This is a genomic window from Edaphobacter paludis (assembly GCF_039993895.1).
Taxonomy (GTDB): Bacteria; Acidobacteriota; Terriglobia; order Terriglobales; family Acidobacteriaceae; genus Edaphobacter; species Edaphobacter paludis.
Genome location: NZ_CP121194.1, coordinates 3,103,076 through 3,121,470 on the forward strand (window position 1 = coordinate 3,103,076; position 18,395 = coordinate 3,121,470).

19 protein-coding genes are annotated in these 18,395 nt (G+C 58.7%); 8 read left to right on the forward strand and 11 right to left on the reverse strand.

All coding sequences use genetic code 11. The features are described from left to right. Nucleotides 1-33 precede the first annotated feature (33 nt). On the forward strand, nt 34-1,065 hold the full coding sequence (locus tag P4G45_RS12870; protein ID WP_348266881.1) for a radical SAM protein: 1,032 nt from the start codon (nt 34-36) through the stop codon (nt 1,063-1,065). A 61-nt stretch (nt 1,066-1,126) separates the two neighbouring features. On the opposite strand, the gene P4G45_RS12875 is transcribed toward P4G45_RS12870, so the two are convergent. Next, nucleotides 1,127-1,573: a DUF3761 domain-containing protein gene (locus P4G45_RS12875; RefSeq protein WP_348266882.1), complete on the reverse strand. Its 447-nt coding sequence runs from the start codon at nt 1,571-1,573 to the stop codon at nt 1,127-1,129. A gap of 186 nt (nt 1,574-1,759) precedes the next feature. On the opposite strand from P4G45_RS12875, the gene P4G45_RS12880 reads away from it, so the two are divergent. From P4G45_RS12880 to P4G45_RS12900, 5 genes are all read left to right on the forward strand, one after another. After that, on the forward strand, nt 1,760-1,948 hold the full coding sequence (locus tag P4G45_RS12880) for a hypothetical protein (RefSeq protein ID WP_348266883.1): 189 nt from the start codon (nt 1,760-1,762) through the stop codon (nt 1,946-1,948). Between the two features lie 50 nt (nt 1,949-1,998). Then, complete coding sequence (locus tag P4G45_RS12885) at nt 1,999-2,922, forward strand: TerC/Alx family metal homeostasis membrane protein (protein ID WP_348266884.1); 924 nt, start codon at nt 1,999-2,001, stop codon at nt 2,920-2,922. Nucleotides 2,923-3,197: 275 nt separating this feature from the next. Further along, on the forward strand, nt 3,198-4,784 hold the full coding sequence (locus P4G45_RS12890) for a DHA2 family efflux MFS transporter permease subunit (protein ID WP_348266885.1): 1,587 nt from the start codon (nt 3,198-3,200) through the stop codon (nt 4,782-4,784). A 348-nt stretch (nt 4,785-5,132) separates the two neighbouring features. Further along, nucleotides 5,133-5,492 (forward strand): VOC family protein, encoded by a 360-nt coding sequence (locus P4G45_RS12895; protein ID WP_348266886.1) that lies wholly within the window; start codon nt 5,133-5,135, stop codon nt 5,490-5,492. Nucleotides 5,493-5,899: 407 nt separating this feature from the next. Next, nucleotides 5,900-7,030: a hypothetical protein gene (locus P4G45_RS12900; protein WP_348266887.1), complete on the forward strand. Its 1,131-nt coding sequence runs from the start codon at nt 5,900-5,902 to the stop codon at nt 7,028-7,030. Between the two features lie 5 nt (nt 7,031-7,035). Here P4G45_RS12900 and P4G45_RS12905 read toward each other — a convergent pair whose 3' ends face one another. The 6 genes from P4G45_RS12905 to P4G45_RS12930 all read right to left on the reverse strand — a co-directional run bounded on the left by P4G45_RS12905 (nt 7,036) and on the right by P4G45_RS12930 (nt 12,720). Next, a complete protein-coding gene (locus P4G45_RS12905; RefSeq protein WP_348266888.1) occupies nt 7,036-7,929 on the reverse strand; it encodes a type II secretion system protein in 894 nt (297 codons plus the stop codon). Nucleotides 7,930-8,000: 71 nt separating this feature from the next. Further along, nucleotides 8,001-8,597 (reverse strand): hypothetical protein, encoded by a 597-nt coding sequence (locus tag P4G45_RS12910; protein ID WP_348266889.1) that lies wholly within the window; start codon nt 8,595-8,597, stop codon nt 8,001-8,003. Further along, complete coding sequence (locus P4G45_RS12915; RefSeq protein WP_348266890.1) at nt 8,594-9,274, reverse strand: hypothetical protein; 681 nt, start codon at nt 9,272-9,274, stop codon at nt 8,594-8,596. The genes P4G45_RS12910 and P4G45_RS12915 overlap by 4 nt, the downstream gene beginning before the upstream one ends. Further along, entirely contained in the window at nt 9,271-9,924 is a 654-nt protein-coding gene (locus tag P4G45_RS12920; protein WP_348266891.1) for a PilN domain-containing protein, read from the reverse strand. The genes P4G45_RS12915 and P4G45_RS12920 overlap by 4 nt, the downstream gene beginning before the upstream one ends. Next, a complete protein-coding gene (locus P4G45_RS12925) occupies nt 9,924-11,027 on the reverse strand; it encodes a hypothetical protein (RefSeq protein WP_348266892.1) in 1,104 nt (367 codons plus the stop codon). The genes P4G45_RS12920 and P4G45_RS12925 overlap by 1 nt, the downstream gene beginning before the upstream one ends. A 58-nt stretch (nt 11,028-11,085) precedes the next feature. Continuing rightward, nucleotides 11,086-12,720, reverse strand: coding sequence for a GspE/PulE family protein (locus tag P4G45_RS12930; RefSeq protein WP_348266893.1), 1,635 nt, complete (start codon nt 12,718-12,720; stop codon nt 11,086-11,088). A gap of 152 nt (nt 12,721-12,872) precedes the next feature. Here P4G45_RS12930 and P4G45_RS12935 point away from each other — a divergent pair, with 152 nt between their 5' ends. Further along, nucleotides 12,873-13,433 (forward strand): DUF308 domain-containing protein, encoded by a 561-nt coding sequence (locus P4G45_RS12935; protein ID WP_348266894.1) that lies wholly within the window; start codon nt 12,873-12,875, stop codon nt 13,431-13,433. A 19-nt stretch (nt 13,434-13,452) separates the two neighbouring features. Here P4G45_RS12935 and P4G45_RS12940 read toward each other — a convergent pair whose 3' ends face one another. The 3 genes from P4G45_RS12940 to P4G45_RS12950 all read right to left on the reverse strand — a co-directional run bounded on the left by P4G45_RS12940 (nt 13,453) and on the right by P4G45_RS12950 (nt 17,139). Further along, a complete protein-coding gene (locus P4G45_RS12940) occupies nt 13,453-14,151 on the reverse strand; it encodes a DUF2306 domain-containing protein (RefSeq protein ID WP_348266895.1) in 699 nt (232 codons plus the stop codon). Between the two features lie 53 nt (nt 14,152-14,204). After that, entirely contained in the window at nt 14,205-15,404 is a 1,200-nt protein-coding gene (locus P4G45_RS12945) for a type II secretion system F family protein (RefSeq protein WP_348266896.1), read from the reverse strand. Nucleotides 15,405-15,489: 85 nt separating this feature from the next. Continuing rightward, on the reverse strand, nt 15,490-17,139 hold the full coding sequence (locus P4G45_RS12950; RefSeq protein ID WP_348266897.1) for a DHA2 family efflux MFS transporter permease subunit: 1,650 nt from the start codon (nt 17,137-17,139) through the stop codon (nt 15,490-15,492). 82 nt (nt 17,140-17,221) lie between these two features. Here P4G45_RS12950 and P4G45_RS12955 point away from each other — a divergent pair, with 82 nt between their 5' ends. Then, nucleotides 17,222-17,890 carry a TetR/AcrR family transcriptional regulator gene (locus P4G45_RS12955; protein ID WP_348266898.1) on the forward strand — a complete coding sequence of 223 codons (669 nt, stop codon included), beginning with the start codon at nt 17,222-17,224 and terminating at the stop codon, nt 17,888-17,890. On the opposite strand, the gene P4G45_RS12960 is transcribed toward P4G45_RS12955, so the two are convergent. Next, nucleotides 17,887-18,273 (reverse strand): iron-sulfur cluster assembly accessory protein, encoded by a 387-nt coding sequence (locus tag P4G45_RS12960; protein WP_348266899.1) that lies wholly within the window; start codon nt 18,271-18,273, stop codon nt 17,887-17,889. The two genes, P4G45_RS12955 and P4G45_RS12960, sit on opposite strands and share 4 nt — an antisense overlap. Nucleotides 18,274-18,395 lie beyond the last annotated feature (122 nt).

Genomic DNA, 18,395 nt, shown 5'->3' on the forward strand with positions numbered 1-18,395 from the left:
GGCAGGATTAACGTCATCCCAAGAGGCGAACAAATGGCGAAAACAAACAACACCGAACCCCTCTTCCCCATCCTCCCCCAACCCACAGGCATCGCCCGCCTCGCCTCCCATGCCGAGCACGCCGACGACGGCCACCTCATCGAATTCAAATCCCTCGAAGTCCGCAGCATCCTCAACAAATCCGTCTCCAAGCGTCTCCGCTGGATCTCCTGGAGCATCAACCCCTACCGCGGCTGCGAGTTCGGCTGCAAATACTGCTACGCCCGCTACACCCACGAGTTCCTGGAGCTTCGCGACCCCCTCGCCTTCGAGCGCCTCATCTTCCTCAAACAAAACGCCGCCTGGCTGCTCGAACAGGAACTGCGCAAGATCGACCCCACCGACGAGATCGCCCTCGGCACCGCAACCGACCCCTATCAGCCCATCGAGCGCCGCGCCCGCATCACCCGCAGCCTGCTCGAAGTCTTCGCCCGCCGCCGGGGCCACCACCTCGGCATCGTCACCAAATCAACGCTGATCACCCGCGACATTGACCTGCTCACCGAGATCGCCAAATACAACACCCTCACCCTCCACATCACCATCACCACGCCCAACACCGAACTCGCGCGCCTGCTCGAACCCCGCGCCCCCCGCCCCGACCTTCGCTTTCAGACGGTCCAGAGGTTGCGCGAAGCCGGCCTCCGCACCGGAATCCTCTGCTGCCCCCTGCTTCCCGGCATCACCGACACTCAGGAGGCGCTCAACGAGATGGCCCGCCGCGCCGCCGCGGCCGACGCCAGCTTTCTGGCCGCCAACCCACTCTTTCTCAAGCCGTGCTCACGTCCTACCTACCTGAGCTTCGTTCGTGAGCACTTCCCCTCGCTTGTAGCCGACTACGCCAGGCGCTTCGACCACGCTGACTTCGCCGCTCCACCCTATCGCCAAAAGCTGGCACTCATGGTCGAGCAGGCCCGCCGCCTCCACGGCCTCTCGCAACGCCCCCTCGACGTCCTCCCCGGCGACAACGCCCGCCGCCCGGCGAAAAGTAGCAAACCCACCGTTCAGCAGAAGCTCTTCGCATAGATTAAAAACAGCGGCGACACAAACCTCTGTGCCGCCGCTCTCTTCTAACCGGACCCAATCTCTATTTGCTGCACGCAGTCCCATGGTCCGCGCGCGCGCCCGAAGCCTTTGCATCCGCCTCAGACATATACTTCCCTTCCTTGGTCTTGCCGTAATACTTCGTTCCCGGGCAGTGATAGACCTTCGTCGAAGTATTGACCCAAACCATCCCCGGACCGCCGCCTGCTGCCTGCTGCATCGAAGACGTGGATGGCTTCGAACTCTTGGCTGGCGCATTCATGGGAGCCATCGGGGCAGCCGCAGGTTTTGACGCTGCAGCAGGAGCCGACTCAGCGGCCAGCCACGTCTGCACGCCCTTATGTCCCCGGCAGGCGCCCTGCTTGCTGGGAGCCGTTGTGTACGTGCCATCCTTGCACTGACCGGTCGCTCCCGGCGGTGCCTGTGCCAGCGCGACATTCACGGCAAGCAATGCCGCAGCAACCGTCAACAAACGAGTACATATCTTCATAAATTCTCCAGGAACTAAAGAAATCTGCAACTGTAGCCGAAATACGGACTTATGCTACGCCAAGCCCAAATCGCTGTCATCCATATTCCCGTTCCGCCTCCCCCAAACGGGTCACGCTCTCACCCGTTTCAGGGATAGCAACCGCTCAATTCCCGCCCCTACCCTGAAAATCAACGAGGTAGCACCATGCACGCGCCTACGCTCCCCTCCACCTACGATCATTCCGCCGCACAGTCCCAACGCTCTACAGCAGCAGATTTCCTACTCACCCATCCGCTCCTGCCCATCCTCCGCAGCGTCTTCTTTTCCTCGCTTCTCTGGGTCTTCCTCGCCCTGGCTCTCTACGGCGTCTATAGCCTGATCGCGCCCCATTAAGCAGCCTCTTAAGCATCCCGGTCTATTCTCGCGATAGCATCGTAGGACAGATGCACGCCACCCCCATCAGCCATTGGATCGGCTTCCACCTCTTTCTCCTCGTCCTGCTCGCCTGCGAGCTCTTCTACGCACGCCGCCGCATCCCCGCGCCATCCCCCGCCAAGGCTCACCGCACCGCCGTCGTCTCCACTATTCTCTGGATCGCCGCCGCCCTCGCCTTCGCTATCTTCGTCTTCTACTCCCTCGGCAGCGAGTCCGCCGTCCAATACCTCGCCGGCTACGCCATCGAAGAGTCGCTCTCCATCGACAACCTCTTCGTCTTCCTTCTCCTCTTCCGCCTCTTCCAGATCCAGCCTCTCAAGCAGCCCCGCGTCCTCTTCTGGGGAGTCCTAGGAGCCATCCTCATGCGCGGTGCCTTCATCGCCGCCGGCCTCAGCCTCCTCAACCGCTTCGCCTGGATCAGCTACGTCTTCGCCGCAATCCTGCTCATCGCCGCAATCCGCCTCGTCATGCCCTCCTCCCAAGGCGAGGAGACCCCGGTCTGGATACGCTGGCTCTCCAAAGTCCACCCCGTCAGCCTCACCCAGGACCACTTCTTCGTCGTCGAAGACAACCGCCGCATGGCCACCGTCCTCTTCCTCGCACTGGTCGCCATCGAGCTGGCCGACGTCGTCTTCGCCCTCGACTCCATCCCCGCCGTCCTCTCCATCACCCGCCACCCCTTCCTCGCCTATACCTCGAACATCATGGCGGTCATGGGCCTGCGTTCGCTCTACTTCCTGCTCGTCCACTTCCTGGTCAAGCTCCGGTTTCTGCACTACGGCCTCGCCGCTGTCCTCGCCTTCGCCGCATTCAAAATGCTCTCCGGCCACTGGATCGAGATCGGCCCGCTGCTCTCGCTTGGCGTCATCATCGTGCTGCTCGCCATCACTGTCTCTGCCTCCCTGCTCGCCAAGCCATCACCACAAGTGTGAATATCCAGAAAATCTACATCCTCGCCGCCGGCAAACTTTGCATCAAAATACTCTGTTCACGCCTCTAAGTAGATGTAGCGTCATCGACGCCACTTAGGTGGAGTCCGATTACGAGGAGCGTTGAAAGGGCATGGCTTTGGCCATACCGGAGCTCGCCCACAAATATCCGGGGTTTTAGCCCCTGAGGGAAAGCTCTCGAATTTGAACTTGATTTTCCCCAACAGAAACGCGCTTGCCTGCTTGCGCCAAACCCAGTCGAGGATGTAAATCAGTTCATGGCCGCAACCGCGACAGCACCGGCAGACCAGTCTTTTGAAGCCACCCAGGGCGTCAATCCCTGGCTCATTGCCGCCGCCGTCATGCTCGCCACTTTCATGGAGGTGCTCGACACCTCCATCGCCGCCGTCGCCCTCCCCTACATCGGCGGCTCGCTCTCGGCCACCACCGACGAAGCCACCTGGGTCCTCACCAGCTACCTCGTCGCCAACGCCATCGTCCTTCCCGCCAGCAACTGGTTCTCCCTCAAATTCGGACGCAAGCGCTTCCTCATGTCCTGCGTCGTCATCTTCACCATCGCCAGCTTTGCCTGCGGAGCTGCGCCCACGCTCGCCTTCATGCTCATCGCCCGCGTCGTTCAGGGAGCAGGCGGCGGAGCCCTCCAGCCGCTCTCGCAAGCCATCCTGCTCGAGTCATTCCCGCCCAAAAAGCGCGGCGCCGCCATGGCCGTCTTCGCCTTTGGAGTTGTCGTCGCCCCCGTCCTCGGCCCCACCCTCGGCGGCTGGCTTACCGACACCTACTCCTGGCGCTATGCCTTTTACATCAACATCCCCATCGGCATCCTCGCCCTCTTCATGATCAGCCGCTTCGTCCACGATCCCTCCTATATTAAGAACACGAAGGCGCCCCTCTTCGACCGCTACGGCTTCGCCGCGCTCGTCATCTGGACCGGCGCGCTTCAGATCATCCTCGACAAGGGCCAGGAGGTCGACTGGTTCGGAGCCACCTGGGTCCGCTGGGCCGCACTCGCTCTGGTCGTCTCCTTCGTCTACTTCGTCTGGCACTCCTGGGTGCACAAAGACACGCTTGTCGACCTCAAGGTCCTCAAAGACCGAAACTTCGCCATCGGCGCCAGCCTGATCTTCCTCTTCGGAATCGCCATCTATTCCACCGTCGTTCTCCTCCCGCTCTTTTATCAGGAGCTGCTCGGCTACACCGCCTTCACTGCCGGCCTCGTTGTCGCTCCGCGCGGCATCGGAGCCATCTGCGGTATGCCTATCATCGGGTATCTATCCAACAAGGCCGACCCGCGCTATCTGCTCACCTTCGGCTTCTTCACCTTCGGCCTGACCACGCTCTACTTTGGCTCCATCACGCTCGATGTCTCCCCCACGACGCTCCTCCTGCCGATTCTTATCACCGGTTTCGGCCTCAGCTTCGTCTTCGTCCCCATCAACACCGCCGCCTACGGCACCCTTAGCAACGAACAGATCGGCAACGCCAGCGGCCTCTTCAACCTGATGCGCAACGTCGGCGGCTCCATCGGCATCTCGTTGGCCTCGACGTTGCTCACCCGCCGCACCGCCGTCCACCAGACGCTCATCTCCAGCTCCGTCCCCGTGACCGGCCAAAACTTCCAGAACAGCCTCACCTCAGCCACCCATTTGCTCAGCGGCTACTTCGGCAAATCCAACGCTACCCTCCCGGCCCAATCCCTGCTCTACGAGCAACTCCAGCGCCAAGCCCTCAGTTGGGCGTTCGTTGACGTCTTCCGCTGGCTCTCGCTGCTCAGCTTCGCCTGCATCATCATCGTCTGGCTCTTCAGAAAGGTAAAACCGGGCAAAGGCCCCGTCGGCGCCCACTAACCTCAGTTCACTTTCGGTAGAAACACAGGACTTCAGCCCAGGTCATTCCCCTCCACTTAAGGGAACCGCTTAACCCTTGGTGTTCTGCTCTTGTTCTGCTTAAGGGCACGGCTTCAGACGTGCCGTAAGTGCCTCATTTGCAATGCGGCTTTAGCCGCTGAGGTACGCTTTTCTTCGTGGTGACACCTCTTCAGCCGCTGAGATACGCCTTGCCAATACAGACGAAACAAGTCCTTCGCAAAAAGATCATTAAAAAATCACTACCCCCTCCACAACCCTCTTCCCAGCGAGTAAGCTACCCATCAACTGCACCGAAGGCCCTCCATCAAAATCTAAAGGAGCACTTCCATGGCAAACGCTTTCGTACACCTTGAACTCAACACCCCCGACCTGGAAAAGGCAAAATCCTTCTACAAAGAGATGTTTCAATGGAGCTTCCAGGACATGGATATGGGCCCCTCCGGCACCTACTCCGTCTTCAAGCCTGACGAGGGTCCCGGCGGCGGCATGATGAGCATGCCCCAGGCTCCCACGCACTGGCTGCCCTACATCGGCGTCGACGACATCCACGCCGCCACCAAAAAAGCCAAATCACTAGGAGCCACCACCATGATGGAGGCTGAGGAGGTACCAAACATGGGCTGGTTCACCATCCTAAGCGACCCCACGGGAGCCATGGTCGCCATCTGGCAGACGAAGACCAAATAGCCCGCCACCCGCAACAAAACCGGGTGCCCCAGCTTAGCGACGGTTTCATCGTTGCTAAGCCGGGGTCCCCGCCAGCTCGCCGGAGGGGTGGTAAGGTGGGCATTCGCACGAAGCACGAACTCTTCCCTCCCTCCTCAAAAACCCTTGACACCCCCGATATAATTAATCCAGAAGGAAAAGCAGAGAGCCCGGCAAATGAGCCGGGCTTTTTCATTGCCCAGGCTCAGATCAAGTCCAGACCAAGGTCCAGACTTAGGTCCTTTCTTTCGAAGACTTTAGGACTTTAGGTACAGGAGGGGGGTATACCGATGCAGCACTCAACCAAAAGCCGTCAACGCCGCAACCGGACCATCAGTTACCATGCCCTCGTGCGCCTTTGTCTGTCATTCCCGAAGGGAATCTGTGTTTTGCTCGAATCACCAAAACTACTCGCCATATTTATTTTCACCCTCACCCTGACCATCCACGCTCAAGCCCAATGGGACATCGAAGACTCCCACACCACAGCCAGCCTCCGCGGCATCAACAGCGTCGGTGGCGGAGTAGCCTGGGCCAGCGGAACCAACGGCACCATCCTCCGCACCGAAGATGGCGGCTTCGTCTGGCAGCTCTGCGCCATCCCGCCCGGAGCCGAAAAACTCGACTTCCGCGGCATTCAGGCCTTCGACGCCAACACCGCCATCGTCATGTCCAGCGGCAAAGGCGACCTTTCCCGCCTCTACAAAACCACCGACGGCTGCCAAACCTGGAAACTCATCTTCACCAACCCAGACAAGGAAGGCTTCTGGGATGCCATTCAGTTCAATGACCGCAACTTCGGCGTTTTGCTCGGCGATCCAGTCGACGGAAAATTCGTTATCATGCTCACCTTTGATGGCGGCCAAAAGTGGGAGAAGCAAACCCTGAAAAGTACCGCCGATATCAACGGAGAGGGAGCTTTTGCGGCCAGCAATTCCTCTCTATTGCTATCCTCTACCAACTACAGATCCTTCGGAACTGGCGGTCCAGGCGGTAGTCGAATCATCACAGTCGGCTCGGGTCCAACAGATACTTATCAGCAAGATGTCTCAAAGACAAAGAAGCTACCCTGGAGTTCAGGGCAATACGCGGATCAACTTCCAACCCACCTTCGCACTGCCTCTTCGGGCGTGTTTTCCATCGCTGAAGCACAACACGGAATGGGCAGAGTCGCCGTCGGTGGGGACTATCAGAAGCCGGATGATCGCATCGACACGGCGTGGCACTACGACGTTGCTCACTACGATGAGGTCACCCATTCGTTCTGGGTCGCCGCACACACCCCACCCCACGGTTTTCGCAGCGCCGTAGCCTACGACGCCCAACAAAAACTCTGGATCACCGTTGGCCCGAACGGCACCGACATCTCCCGCGACGACGGTCGCAACTGGACAGCCCTCAAGCCCAGAAAAGAAGACGCACCCGACGCCGACAAGAACTGGAACGCCCTATCGCTTCCCTTTGTCGTCGGCCCCAACGGTCGAATCGGCAAACTACGCCCCACTGCCCTCAAACCATGAGGCCACTACTGAGGAGTATTTGTCGTCGGACTCGGACTCGAACCAGATCCGTTCCCAAAAGTCCCACTGCCGAAGCCTCCATTTGAAGGTGGACTCCCCGGGCTGGAACTTGACCCTCCGAAGTCGGACTTCGAACCGGAAGCCGATCCCAGGTCGGAAGCGTTGGTCGCAGTCATTCCGCCGCCAAACAAATTCACCTTGGCCTTCAACTGTTCAATCCGAGGGTCATAAATAAACTCCCATGTCGGATAAGTCGTCTGCTCATTCAGCGTCATGATCGACGTCCCATCCTTCACCAGCCCAACTCCAACGAAAGGACCGCCAGTCTCTGTCATTCCTGTGCCCGACTGACTTCCAATCCCGCTCGAAGTTCCTCCCGGCGAACTCGACGACAACCCTGTTGAACCCAACCCGCTCGTTCCAGTCGAAGACGACCCAAACGTCGAACCCGATCCGCTCGACGAGCCGAACCCCGAACTCCCTGACATTCCCGAAGAAGACATTCCCGGCGAAGCCATCCCCGAAGCGCTTCCCAGCCCCGAACTCGCAATCCCTCCGAGCGGCTTACCGAAGAACCCCTTCACCGTCGTCTTCGCCTCACCGACATGAATCAGCCGCCAGTCATCCTTCCCTGTCAGCGGGTCCACATAACGCTTCCGCAGGAACCGAATATTGTTAGTCTTCTCCAGCTGCTCCATCGAACCCGGATAATGTCCGACCTTCAGGTAGTACACCTCGATCGCCCGCACATAAGCGTTCCCTCGGCGCACCGTCTCCACCTCACGCTCGCGCCGCAACTCATGCGCAACGGTGGGCGCTGCGACGCTCAGCGCCAGCAGTATCAAGAAGATCGCAACCACCAGCCCCAGGAGGAGAAAGCCCTGCTCTCCAAACCGCACAGATTGGCCGTCGCAAGTTCCAGATCGTCGCAAGCGGTGTTGATCGGTACTAAGCATCTCGCCTCTACGCTTCACTGAATAATCAGCGGAAGAGTCTGGGTATTATTGTCGGTCATGTCTTCCACGACAATGGAGTTCGCCGAGATCGTTCTAACCTTATACCGCCGCTGCACCACATCGCCGGAAGAAGCCAGAAACACATCCTCGCCATGCAGCAGGAACGCTTTCCGCACCCCATTTGCCGAGGTCGCTGTCCCAAAGAACTTCAAGTCGATCGGCGGTGGCGGCGGCGGTCCCAGCGGAGCTGCGGGAACAATCGGTCCCTTTGGACGCGCCGAAGCAATCGCCTTCGGGATCACGACAACGGGAGCCGAATTCGCCGAAAATATATTTCGACCGCTGCCCGAATAAACCAGCGACTCCGTCACCAGCATCGCCTTCATGTGCAGCGTCGGGTCGAGATGCGTAGCCGCTGTTCCTACGGTCTTTGCCTCGCCCACCTTCACCGGTGCCCTCGCCGGAGTCGTCACCGTTGTAGGCGCAGGCTGCGGGGCATCCGGCGTTGAAAGCTCGCTGTACATATAAAACGCCGCTCCCAGAGCCATCACTCCAACCACCGCCAGAATCCCGAGTTTCTTCTTGTCTTCCGCCCCTAGAGTCATGTTCATCGCGGCGCACCTCCGCCGGCGGACGAATCGCTCGCCGTCACATCACCGGAAGGCGTAATCACGCTCTTGTCCGCCTCTGCTCCATCCGGAGCACGCAGATAAGTCACCAGCCCCAATCGTAGTCCGACTGTCCCACCCTGCTCTCCCGTCAGCGTCACTCCGCGAACCAGGAAAAACATCTTGTCGCGTTCCAACCCATTGATGAACAGCATCAACGGTCTGTAATCGCCGCTCAGGCTGATATCCATGCGAAGCTCCGTCAGCGCACCCGCCGTACCCTCCATCACCGGCTTATAGGAGTACTGCCCGCGCGTCAGCTTCACACCCTGCTTTTTCGCCAACACTCCGAGCTCGCCAACAACCTCTGAAGTAGCAAACGGCAGCCGCCGATCATAAAACTCATTTGCCTCAGTCGTCGCCTGCGCCAGCTTCGCGTCCAGACCTTCCAACGGCTTCTTTGCAATCTCCGCCGTCTTCATCGCCACCGTCTGCTGCTCGACCGCAGCGGCGTTCTGGCTGGTCGCCGCCTGCCATGCAAAACCAATATGAATCAGCAGATAGAGATTCACGAGCATCAGCACCGCAACTCCGGCGTAGTAGATATTCAGTTGCGTCAGCAGAGCACGCGTCCGCTCCGAGACATTCGGGGGCAGCGCGGTCCGGGTCATTACCGTCATCGCGTCCCTCCCGATCTTTCTGCCTTCACCACCGCTTTGCTCTGCGCGGCGGTCTCCGGCAGCGGGTTATATCCGCTCAAGATATCGAACTCGACCGCTCCCGGCATCGCGGCCTGCATTCCATTCCGGTTGCCTTCCTGCTGCTTCTGCGCCGCCTCGCTGGCCAGCCGCGGAGCCACAAACCGCTGCGACGTCTCCAGGTTTCGTACCAGTTGAACAGCGCGGTCGCGCTCCCCGCTCACTCGCAGGCGGATATTAACGTCGCCTTCCTTCGTAATCACGGGCTCGATGCTCGTCACCTGCACGCCAACCGGCAGCACTCGTTCGAGGTCCATCATCACGGCAGTCCAGCTAAAGCTCTTGTTCGCAAACAGCTCATTCAAAAACTGGGACCGCTCCAGCACCGCCATATTCTGGGGCTGGCGCATCCTCGCCTCATTCGCCTGCCGCTCCTGCTGAAACTGCTGCGTCTTCGCCTTCAACGCGTTCATCTGTGCCTGCGCTATCTCTGCGCGTCCATTCAACGCGTGGAGCCAGAACCCAAGCCCCACCGCGACGATCGTCAGCGCCACCATCGCCAGCCGCAGCCGGGCAAACAGGGGCCGCAGCTCAACAAAAGGACGTGTCGCAAGATTGACCGAGATCCGCATCAGCTCTTCAACGCTCCCCGCACGCCCGCAAGCCAGCCACGAGCCACACTCGCCGACACGGCACCCGTTTCGATCATCGACGCGTCCATCATCTCCTGCACCCGCAAACCTTCCAGTCCATTCGCTTCCATCATCGCAGCCACTCCGTCCGCACCCATCGTTCCAGTCGCCAGCAGAGTCTCTGGGGCAACCTGCAACGTGTCCTCAAAGTAAGCTGCGGCCACGCTGATAGCCTGGATGACCTCATTCGCAGCCGCCTGCGCGGCAGCAGTCGAAGCCAACCCTCGCATCTCAGCCTTCTCAATCACCGCAGTCTGCATCGCCGCCTCAGCATCCAGACGGTCATACCCCCCCGGCAACCGCGACCTTTCCCAATCACCCCCCGGCGCTGCTTCAGCTGCCATCACGACTGCGGCCACTGCATCTTCCACATTCGCGGTTAGATCTAAAGTCCGATGCAGCAATAAAATTCCACCCTTCACAATCGCCGTCGTCACGCCGCCAATCCCGGCATTCACAACCAGCGCGGGAGCCTCGGTCGTATCCAATCCCGCAAGCGCGGCCAATGTGCTCGGCAGAACCGCGCCCGGCAGATATCCCGCCGCCGACACCACGCCTTCATACTCATCCAGTACATCCTTCGGCATCGCCACTGCCAGCACGCGCACCACGCCACGCTCGCTCGACATGACCTGATAGCTCACCGCCGCCAAATCCGCATCAAACGGCAGCAGCTTCTTGAGCCGAAACCGCACTACCGGCAGCGCCTCCGTGACCTTCGAAGGCAACTGATCGAAGTCCAGCAGCAGCACGCGCACCGCCGCATCCGGAACGACCACGGTCACATCGCGGCCAACGCTACGCTCCGAACCCCGCCCCGCAACCTGATCCAAAACCTTACGAACCGCAGCAACCACACCACCGCGATCCCCAATATTCCCCGCCTTCAATCCAGGGACCACCGCACCATCTGCCACATCCGCCCGGGCAACAGCTGTCAGCAACGCAGCCGCATCCTCCGCGCGCGCAGCCACTACACCCTCAGCCCTCACTTCAACAGCCAGCCGAGGCCGCGTTCCCAAACTTGTCGGTAAAAAGTCCATGCCGTCCTAGCTTACCTGTTCCAGCCTCGCAACCATCGAAAGCGCCGGTTCCCTGCTCTTATCGTCCCGCCTCAATAAACGTAACCTTGTTAATCTCTCGCAGCGTAGTCACTCCAGCACGAACCCGCTCCAAAGCCGAATCACGCAGAAACGCCATCCCCTTGTCTCGGGCCTTTTTGCGGATCTCGCTGCCCGGCTTCTTCGCCAGCAGCATCTCGCGGATCTCGTCATCAAGTTCCAGCAACTCATGAATGGCCGACCGTCCACGATACCCGGTTCCACCGCACTCGATGCATCCAGCGCCCTCGCGAAAGTTGAACCCGCGCCACTCTTCCAGCTCCAAACCACTCGCTATCAGGTCGGCATCGTTGTAATGCACATTCTGCACGCAGAACTCGCACACCTGCCGCACCAGCCGTTGAGCCAAGATACAGTTCAGCGCCGAAACAAAGTTATAGGGCTCGACGCCCATATTCAAGAAACGCCCCAGCACATCGACGACGTTATTCGCGTGAACCGTTGTAAACACGAGATGCCCGGTGAGAGCGGAGTTGATGGCGATCTGCGCCGTCTCCGCATCACGGATTTCGCCGACCAGGATCTTGTCCGGGTCATGCCGCAGGATCGACCTCAGCCCGCGGGCAAACGTCAGTCCCTTCTTCTCATTCACGGGAATCTGCGTAATTCCGCGAATCTGATACTCGACAGGGTCTTCAATTGTGATGATCTTGTCTTCTTCACTCTTGATCTCGTTCAGCGCTGCATAAAGCGTCGTCGTCTTACCCGACCCTGTCGGTCCGGTCACCAGCACCATGCCGTACGGTTCCTTGATGTACCGCCGAAACCGTTCCAGATCTCTATCCGCAAATCCCACCACATCGAGCGACAGCTTCTTGAACTTCTCGCTCATCGACTCTTTATCGAGCACGCGAAGCACAGCGTTCTCGCCATGCACCGTCGGCATAATCGACACACGAAAATCGATCAGCCTGCCCTTGTAGCGAACCCGAAAACGTCCGTCCTGCGGCACGCGCCGCTCCGCAATATCCAGCTCGCTCATGACCTTGATACGCGAAAGAATCGTCTGGTGATGCTCCCTTGCAATCGGAGCCATCGCCTGCTGCAACACTCCGTCGATGCGGTACTTCACCATCAGGCAATCATCAAAAGTTTCCAGGTGAATATCGCTGGCCCGCCGCTCCAGCGCGGTAAAGATCGTCGTATCCACCAGCCGAATGATCGGCGAGATATCGTCTTCGCTGGTCAGCCGCTCGATGGAGATATTCTCATCGGCATTATCCTCGCTCGAAAGCACATCGAACGCCAGCCCCTCACTCGCCTCATCGAGCACACGCTGCGACTGCTCCGTCTTCTTCAGCAGATCGGTAATCTGCGAGAGCGTTGCCACCCGAGTAATCAGCCGCGTGCCCAGCAACCCCGAGATCTCGTCGAGCACCATCAGCTTCGAAGGATCGCTGACCGCAATCGCCAGCCGCCCGTCCTTCTGCTCCAGCGGAACGAAGTTATAGCGGAACATCATGTCCACCGGAACCGTCTTGAACAGCTCATGCTGAATCTTGAAGTTCTTCAGATCGACAAATTCCGCATGGTAGCGCCGCGCCAATCCCTGCGCGCGCTCGGTCTCGTTCATCCCCAACTCGTTGATTGGGATCGCCAAAGGTGCATTTGCCATACCCGTAAGACTCCCTTCCACCCCATCCGTCACTGCGCAGCTTCTTCCAAGCCGGAAATTCAGCCGTAGCTCCATTATCTAGGAAGGTATCCCTTCGTGATATTCTCCTCCCTGACATCGGGCTACGGAATACCGCTTCTGGAGGATTCTCCATGAACGTTGCGTCCACAGATTATTCCCCGACTCCCCGCAAATCCATCAGCTGGTCCGTTGCGCTCAGCCTCTTCTTCATCTTGGCGGGGCTTATCGCCATTCTGCTTCCGCCCATCATGGGCCTGGGCGTCACCGTGTACATCGGCTGGCTGCTGATCGTAAGCGGCCTCGCGCACTTCGTCTTTGCCTGGAAATCGCACTCCGCCGGCGCTGTGCTGTGGGAGGTGCTTGTCGGCTTCGTCTACGTCTTCGCCGGGGGCTACCTGATCCTGCATCCTCTGGCCGGGCTGCTGTCGCTGACGCTCCTTCTGGCTGTCTACCTCTGTATCGAAGGAATCTTTGAGATCATCCTATCGTTCCAGATCGCCCGCAGTGGCCGCCTCTGGATGATCTTCGAAGGAATCGTCACCATCATCGTCGCCGTTATGATCTGGCAGACATGGCCGTTCAGTACCATCTGGGCCATCGGAACTCTGGTCGGCATCAGCATGATATTCAGCGGCATCTCGCGGCTCATGTTCTCGCTCGGCCGCCACCGTGCATTCGCCAATCCAGTCTAGCGAAACCGTATCCCAGGAATTACGCCTTTGGCCCAAATGCCATCCGCGCACTGTGCATCTGATCGTTTTTGGAGCGCAGCCAGAGTTCAACTGCAATCATATTGATCGAAAAACCAATCCAGAAGGCAATACCGAAAAACTGTCTCGGCTCAAGATGCGTCAGTCGGCTGGTGGCGAAAAACACTCCCATGACAGGACGAGTTGTAGCAATGCCAAGCAATATCCCAATCGCGCGTATCAACCACCGCCTCTCCGGAACGAGTGCTCCCTGACGCCTATACCAATAGGCGCGTAGGAGCGAAAACAGAAATAAGCTGTTGAAGAAAAGCACGGCCGAGCGTTCCACCCATCCTCCAACGGCATAGGCACTCATGCCATAGGCAGTAATGCCTACCACCACTCCCAATAAAAAAAGCAGCTGTTCCAGCCATGCCGCCTTTGACCAACGCAAGAGGATAACCGGAGTCAACACAACAAATGCCATCGCTGGAAGAATATGGGCAAGTGTCAGCCCGGCATGAGACCCAAACACCGCGTCCAGCGCAGTCAGTTGTGGCGGACCTGACTGCTGCGGATGCGCAAGCGCAACCACCCGCCGCAACACCACAGCAATCGCAATGACAATACAGGCCCAGAAACCGATTCTCAGCCAGTAAGGATAACTGCTTTTTTCTGCGCTACCTGTCTCTATCGATTGGGCGGACACTGGGCTCATCATGGCCTTCTTTCAGACGAAGACACCGTCAGGGGAATGATAAGACGTGCACGCCCTTACCGGCTCATCCCACCCGCGCTCAAACTGAAGATCGGCAGATAAAGCGCAATCAGAATCCCCGTCACCACGATGCCCATCACGATCAAAATCGCCGGTTCGATCAGGCTCATCGCCGCTGTCAGGTTGGTCTGCACGTCCTCTTCAAAAAACTCGGCTACCGAGTTCAACATCTGCGGCAGGGCGCCGGTCGACTCGCCCACCTCGACCATCTCAATCGCCAGCTCGGGAAAGACCTTGGTGGATTCCAAGCTGGCCGATAGGCCCTTGCCCTCGCGCACCGTCTCGACGGACCGGTAGACCGCATTCGCAATCTGTCTCGAATCGATCGAACGAGCCGCCGTCTCCAGACTGGGAACGAGCGGCAGGCCGCCCGTCAACAGCGTCGAAAGCGTTCGGCTGAACAGCCCCACCTGATACTTCAGCCACACATTTCCAAATACCGGCAGCCCAATCCGGATCCGGTCGACCGTCGAGGCTCCAGAGTCGGTCTTGATCCATCGCGACACCAGAAAAGCCAGCACCGCCACAACAATCACCGCATAAATCCCATAGTGCTGCGCATACTGGCCCAACTGCAACATAAACATCGTCAGCCACGGCAGATGCGTCCCCAACTGGTCATAGAGCTGCGCAAACCGCGGCACTACAAACGTAATGAGAAATATCAGCAGCCCCACCACCATCACGACCAGCAGCGCTGGATAGATTAGGCTCGCCTTCAGCTTCTTGCGGAACGTCAGCGACACCCGCTGAAAGTCCAGAAACCGCTGCAAAACCTCCTCAAGATTTCCCGACCGTTCGCCCGCCAGCAGCGTCGTCGTATACACAATGGGAAAGCCTCCCTGCGCCTCGAACGCCTGCGAGATCGACTCTCCTGTCTTCACCCGCGCCGCGACATCCTCCAGCTGCGCTCTGAAGTGCGCCTCCTTCTGCCGCCGCGCCAGCAGTTCCAGCGACCCCAGAATCGGCAAACCCGCTCGAATCAGCGTCAAAAACTGCTGGTTGAATATCAGAAACGTCTCCAGGTTTACTTTCTTCTTGCTCGATCCCCCCAGCGCCCCCCGCGCCTTCACCGAGTAGACGTAATATCCCGCCTGCGTAAACCGCGCCCGCAGCTCCTCCGCCGTCGCCGCCGCATGGGTCTGCTCCTGTACCCGGCCCCGCTCATCCGCCAGCTTAATTACGAACTCGTTCATAGATAGACAAAGCCCCAAAACAGGACTCCGTCCATCTTAGACTCTCTGCTGCCCCAACTCGCTACAGTCAGAATTTGTATGCCAACTAATGTGCTTCCAGCTCGATATGCTTCTGCGCGGGCGGGCGCTTCAGGAAGAAGACCAGCGGGACCATGCACAGCATTATGCCGCAGAGCATCTTGAACTGGTCCATATAGGCCAGCAGCGAAGCCTGACGCTGCATGGCTGCATAAAGCTGGGCTAGCGCAACGTAGTGATTGTCTGCAGCGTTGCCGGGACCGGCAGCCATCTGCCCCACTGCCTGCTGCACCATCGCGTTCGAGGCAGTAACATGCTGGCCGAGCACCTGTTGAAACACCTGCGTCCTGCGTTGCAGCATGGTGCTGACCAGCGCGATGCCGAGGCTACCGCCCTCATTTCGCACCAGCGCATAAAGCCCCGCGGCCTGCGAACTTTCGGTCTTCGGGATGAAGCGGAAGACGATAGTGCTGACAGGAACGGTAATCAATCCAAGACCGAGCACCTGCACAATACGCGGCACAATCATATTCATCTCTGCCATCTCGAGATTGAGCGATCCCATCCACCAGCAGGACGACGCGATCAGCATCATTCCGGCGAAGATCATCTTCCTCGGGTCATACCCCTTGGTGAGAATGTAGCCGACAAACGGCACCTCGATCATGGTGAAGATGCCAGCCGGAGAAAGAACAAGGCCCGACGTAGTCGCCGTGTACCCCATCAACTGCTGCATAAATACAGGAAGCAAATACGTCGTGGCATAAAGTACAGCGTAGAGCCCAAGGATGATCAGGCAGCAGAACAAGAAGTTCCGCTCCTTGAGGAGCCGCAGGTTGACGATTGGATTCTTGCGCTTCAGCTCCCAGATCACTGCGCTGGCCAGCGCAATCACCGAGATACTGGCGAAGAAGACGATAAAAGACGAACCAAACCAATCCAACTCCTGTCCCTTGTCCAGCACAATCTCGAGCGTAGCCAGACCGATCGAGATAAAGCCCAGGCCACCCCAGTCGACCGAGAGCTTTCGCGCCTTCGCCTTCATCTCCTTCATATGCGGAGGGTCTTCAAGCACGATGCGCGTAAGAAAGACGCAGAGGATGCCCACAGGAATATTGATGTAGAAGATCCAGCGCCAGGAGTAGTTATCCGTGATCCAGCCGCCCAGGGTAGGCCCAAGCACCGGCGCGACCAGTATAGCGACGGTGTAGAGCGCCATGGCCATTCCACGCTTCTCGATCGAAAAAGTATCCGCCAGAATCGCCTGCACCGAGGGCTGCAAACCGCCGCCCGCAAGTCCCTGCGCAACGCGGAAGAGAATCAGCACCCCAAGTGTAGGCGCCATACCGCAGGCAGCGGAAAAGACTGTGAAGAAGAAGACAGAGACAAGGTAAAAATTCTTGCGGCCGAAGACCGACGAGATCCAGCCGCTGATCGGCAGCACGATTGCATTGGCGACGAGATAGCTGGTGAGCACCCACGCGCCCTCGTCCTGTGACGCCGACAGACTGCCAGAGATATGCGGCAGCGCAACGTTGGCAATCGAGGTGTCGAGCACTTCCATAAATGTGCCGATGGTGACCACCAGCGCAATGATCCAGGGATTGAAGACTTTAGGCTCAGGAAGGCGCTCGTTGTCGAACGGCGCGGCTATCTCCGCGAGTGACGCGTCGGCTTCGACAAGTTCTTCTTCCTCAAGCTCAAGAATGGCTGGCATAATGACCCTATGGTCATGTTAGATGACCGATGGGTCATTACGATGCACGTTTATGCTTGTGAAGAACTTCAGAGAGCCCCCCATGCAACGAGCCGTAGTAGACCGTAAACAAAAGATCGTCGCGGAGTTCCGCCGTTCGGAGATCCTCGCTGCGGCGACCAAGGTCTTTGGCAACAAGGGCTTCGAGGCCACCCGCATGGAGGAGATCGCAAAGGCCGCCCGGCTGGCCAAGGGAACTCTCTATCTCTACTTCGACTCCAAAGACGCCATCTACCTGGCAACTGTGCGCCAGGCGCTCTCCGAACTGGCCACCCTCACCGAAGGACAGGTACGCAAAGAGCCCACCTTAGCTGGAAAGGTTGCAGCCTTCATTCGCGTCCGCGTCGCCTTCTGGGACGAGCAGCAATCGTTCTACCGCGTCATTCTCAGTCTCAGCCGCGAGGGTCAGCACCGCAAACGCAGCATCGCATGGCAAAGGGAGACGGTGCTCTATCTGCAAGCGATCTTCGACGAAGGAGCAAAGGCCGGTGAGATACCCGAGCAGGACTTCGTTGGCGCGGCCTGGGCCATGATGGATGCCATCCGCGGCACCAGCGAGCGCCGAATCTATACCGAAGGCCGCTCGACCGAAGACGACACCAGGTTCCTGACCGAATTTCTGCTACGGGCGTTGCAAATAAAGGTGCCTGTGGGGCAGCAAAAAGCCCCAGCCGAAGCCGGGGCCATGCGTCCACCAACAATCTCAAACTAAACGCTGAAAGAAGATCCGCATCCGCAGGTGCTCTTCACTGCGGCATTCTCAAATTTGAAGCCGGCCGCCTCTAAGGTCTCGACATAGTCCACCTGGCAGTTATTCAGGTAGGCCGCCGAGGTAGCGTCGACAAATACCTTTAGATCGTCGAACTTGTAGACCTTATCCATCATGCCGCTCTGGTTCTCGAACGACATGGAGTATTGAAAGCCGGAACATCCGCCGCCGACGACGCCGATCCGCAGACCAGCTGGAACGGGATCCTGGGTCGCCATAATCTCCTTCACCTTGGCAATAGCGGAAGGGGTCAGATTCACCGGCGCGTTTGAGGCGGGCGCGCCAGTAACGACTTCAGCGGAAGGGGTAACGGTTGCAGTGGACATCGGGTAAATCTCCTTATCTACTAGTCTACTCCACAAAACTCGCTCATCGCCATAGCAGACGGCTTGCCAATAAGATGCACCTCAAACCCTCCGGATGCACAAATACTGCTTCGATCGCCTAT